Source organism: Pseudoalteromonas sp. SR45-5 (assembly GCF_014163565.1).
GTDB lineage: Bacteria > Pseudomonadota > Gammaproteobacteria > Enterobacterales > Alteromonadaceae > Pseudoalteromonas > Pseudoalteromonas distincta.
The window spans coordinates 1-4,096 of record NZ_JACJDN010000357.1; the positions used below are offsets into that span (position 1 = coordinate 1).

The 4,096-nt window shown below is 39.5% G+C and carries 4 protein-coding genes; all 4 read left to right on the plus strand.

From position 1 onward, the window contains the following. On the plus strand, positions 1-544 hold a 544-nt coding region (gene rsmA, locus H5072_RS13205), incomplete at its 5' end, for a 16S rRNA (adenine(1518)-N(6)/adenine(1519)-N(6))-dimethyltransferase RsmA (RefSeq protein ID WP_182693776.1). Further along, positions 528-917: a Co2+/Mg2+ efflux protein ApaG gene (gene apaG / locus H5072_RS13210; RefSeq protein WP_002960839.1), complete on the plus strand. Its 390-nt coding sequence runs from the start codon at positions 528-530 to the stop codon at positions 915-917. The genes rsmA and apaG, both read left to right, overlap by 17 nt. Positions 918-925: 8 nt before the next feature. After that, positions 926-1,744 carry a symmetrical bis(5'-nucleosyl)-tetraphosphatase gene (locus H5072_RS13215; RefSeq protein WP_182693777.1) on the plus strand — a complete coding sequence of 273 codons (819 nt, stop codon included), beginning with the start codon at positions 926-928 and terminating at the stop codon, positions 1,742-1,744. Between the two features lie 137 nt (positions 1,745-1,881). After that, on the plus strand, positions 1,882-3,897 hold the full coding sequence (locus tag H5072_RS13220; RefSeq protein WP_182693778.1) for a methyl-accepting chemotaxis protein: 2,016 nt from the start codon (positions 1,882-1,884) through the stop codon (positions 3,895-3,897). Positions 3,898-4,096 lie beyond the last annotated feature (199 nt).

Below are 4,096 nucleotides of genomic sequence, written 5' to 3' on the forward strand. Positions count from 1 at the left end.
CCAAGGCGATGCAATGACGTTTGACTTTGCAAGCTTGGTTCGCGATGACAAAAAATTAAAAGTGTTTGGTAACTTACCTTACAATATTTCGACACCGTTATTGTTTCACCTTTTTGAATTTTCAGATCATATTGAGCACATGCACTTTATGCTTCAAAAAGAAGTAGTAAAACGCATGGTAGCAGGCCCAGGTAGTAAAACATTTGGTCGCTTAAGCGTAATGACTCAATACTACTGTAATGCAATGCCGGTTGTTGAAGTACCACCTGAGTGCTTTAAACCAGCGCCAAAAGTTGACTCTGCTGTTATTCGTTTAATACCTAAAAAGCCAGAGCAACGTACAGCAAAAAGCGTTAAAATTTTAAACACCGTGTGTTTAGAAGCATTTAACCAGCGCCGTAAAACGCTACGAAATAGTTTAGGTAACTTACTTACCGCAGAAGAACTAACTAGCATTGGCATTGATATAACGCTGCGTGCTGAGCGCTTATCTTTACAACAATTTATTGATATAGCTAACTGGATTTATGACAACAAGCAGTAACATTGGATCGCCTGTAAAGGTATCTGTAGAAACATTTTACGTAGAAGGTCAATCTCAACCTGAGCTTGAAAAATACGTATTTGCTTACTCGGTAACAATTAAAAACCATAGTTTATGCAGTGCAAAATTACTGAGCCGCTATTGGTTAATTACCGATGCAAATGGCAAACAAGTAGAAGTTGAAGGCGAAGGCGTTGTTGGCGAAATGCCAGATATTGGCCCAGGCGAAAGCTATAAATACACCAGCGGTGCAATTTTAGATACACCTGTAGGCACTATGCAAGGCCATTACACGTTACGCAACGAATTTGGCTCTGAGTTTCAGGCGCCTATTAATGTGTTTCGTTTGGCTTGCCCTAACATTTTGCATTAAGCACTTAGATGGCAGATTATGCGATAGGTGATTTACAAGGGTGTTTTAGTGAATTTAACACCCTTTTACAACGGGTTGATTTTAACCCAAGTAAAGATCACCTATATTTAGTTGGCGACATAGTTGCTCGCGGGCCTGACTCCCTAGCCTGCTTAGACTATATTTACCAACATCAAAATAGCATGACCATCACTTTAGGCAATCACGACCTTCACATGGTTGCCTGCTACTTTCTTAACAAACCCACTAATCCAAAAGATAAATTAAACTCAATATTTGAAAGCCCTAAATTGGCTAACTACATCGCTTTTTTACAAACCCAGCCTTTGGCTTTAGAGCTTAAAAAACATAACTGCTTTATATCTCACGCGGGGTTAAATCCCGATTGGTCTATTGAAGATGCGCTAAAACAAGCTCAATTTGCACAAAGCTGTTATCAATCAAGTAACGCAAAAGCGTTTTTTGAACACATGTACCAGGCTCACCCCGCTAGGTGGTCTAACACCCTTGATGACTTTGCAAAGTTTAGATACATAGTTAATTACTTTACCCGCATGCGTTTTTTAACAAGTGATAACAAACTCGAGCTTAATGCAAAGGGTGCAATAACCGACAGCGAAACTCTCACTCCTTGGTTTAACCACCCCAATATAGCTAAATCTAAACACGATATTATTTTTGGCCACTGGGCCGCACTTGAAGGTAGAACAGGTAATTCACGGGTTCACGCCCTAGATACAGGCTGCGTATGGGGTAACACCATGAGCCTAATGGAGCTGAGTACTAAAAAAGTAATTGTAGAAAATTCCCACCTTTCGTCTAAATAAACTGAAAAAAAACAATACATCTGTTAGATTTATCAATTAATAGTTAAAATTAATTAAAGTAATTGATTTTAATTACTTAACTTATTGGTACAAACGCCGATAAGTCTTAATTGAAGTACTTTTTGAGTGGAAATCTTATGAACCTGACAGTAAGCCAGCGTATTTGGGGTGGTTTTATATTTATCACACTATTATTATTAATAATTGGTGGTAATTCCTTAATAAAAATTGCAAATATTGACCGTTCCACTCAAAAAGTGAACCAACTATCACTCCCAGCATTAAATAAAAGCTCTGAGCTACAAGCCGAATTTATTTTAATGAGTAAAGCCGCACAAGCGAGCTTTTACACTACATCAGCCAATGAGCTTGCACCAATAAAAGCACAGGTCTTTGAGCAAAAACAGCAATTCAACACGCTGCACCGTGAGCTTCAAGACGTAGTAAAAAACGATGCTGCACTTAATCAAAGCAGCCAAAACGTAGAAAAAACCTATTTAAGCTTTTTAAGCACCGTTGAAAATTTATTAGCAGATAAAGGCAAGCAACTAGCATTAAATAAAGCATTAAAAGCACAATTAGAAAACATAGAATTAAGTGCAGAAGATGCTAACTCTGTTGTACTCGACATTACCGACATTGATGGGTTTGAACAAAACCACCCTCGCGCTTATCAAGCTGCAAATAATTTAGAAAACAACTTTATGTCGGTAGTTAGTAACAGCACCGACATGCTAACTGTTAAAACGCTTAACACTCTCGATATTGTTAAAAACGAGCAAACGTATTACCTTGAAGAAGTAGTACGCACCGTTGATTTAATTAAGCCAGCAATAGAGCAAACGCATAGCGACTTATATTCAAGCCTAAAAGAATATGTTGATATTTTAGAAAATAACATAAAGGGCAGTAACAGCTTAGCAGCAAACAAAAAACGTTTAATTGATTCGATTACGCTTACGCAATCAGAGCTTGCGCAGTCAGAGCAAGCCACCAAAATGGCACTTAACCAAATTGACGAACTAGTTAATCAAGCGAGTGACGTTGCGTTTAAATTACAACAAGGTGTGCGCAGCGACGTTGACTCAGCTAATTTATGGACGTGGGTTGGCATGGTTATAGCCACTCTTTTAGCAATTGTGATTGCCATTATTACTGTTAGCCGCATTACTAAACCACTTGCCGAAGTTAATCGCATTTTAGATATTGTTGCCAGTGGCGACATGACACAACGTTTAGACGACAGTGCTCAAGACGAGTTTGGCGAACTATCTAAAAGTTGTAATACACTAATTGACAGCCTACGCAGCCTAATTAAAGGTATTATTTCGCGCTCTACTCAGCTTGCAGCAGCATCAGAGCAAACATCGGCCATTACCTCAGAATCAAGCCAAGCAATTCGTAACCAACAAGCACAAGTTGAACAAGCAGCTACTGCAACAACCGAAATGAGCAGTACATCGCAAACAGTTAGTAACAGCGCTCAACAAGCGCTTAGCGAAATTAAAAATGCTGATAAAGAAGCTGAACGCGTTAAAGGTATTTCGAATAACAATAAAGCAACGATTGAACAGCTAGCGCGTGAAGTAGACGACGCCTCACAAGTTATAAATAAACTGCATCAAGATAGCGCATCAATAGGCAGCATTTTAGATGTAATACGCGGAATAGCGGATCAAACTAACCTACTTGCACTAAATGCCGCAATTGAAGCTGCGCGAGCTGGTGAATATGGCCGAGGCTTTGCTGTTGTAGCTGACGAAGTACGCTCTCTAGCGAGTAAAACTCAAGAGTCGACCCAAGAGATACAATCAATGATTGAATCGCTACAAACAGGCGCTGAAGCTGCCGTAACGGCAATGAGCAAAGGTAAGCAACGTGCGGTATCGTGTGTTGAACAAACCGACCTAGCAAGTAGCGCACTTGATTCGATTACATTTGCGGTTTCGCAAGCTCACGACGTAAGTGAAGAAATTTCGACTGCCGCACTTGAGCAACAACAAGTAGCACAAGAAATTAGCGAACGCCTTGAGTCGATTGTAGCCATCGCAGAGCAAACAGCCGAAGGCGCAAATCAAACTAATATCTCAAGTTCAGAAGTAGCAAAACTTGCTGAAGAGCTTCGCTTATCGGTAGACGAATTTAAAGTTTAAGTTTACTAAAACGATTAAAAAAACCGATGGTACTATGCACCACCGGTTTTTTTGTTTATTAGGGCTTTAAAGTGAGGTATAAAACCTTACCGGTAAGCGCCGCTCTTACTCACGTAAAAACGCAATTTTAAACATTTATATTACCTACTTTTGCCTTCACTAAAGTGCAGCGCCCTCTTAACCTCTTTGTGAATAAATT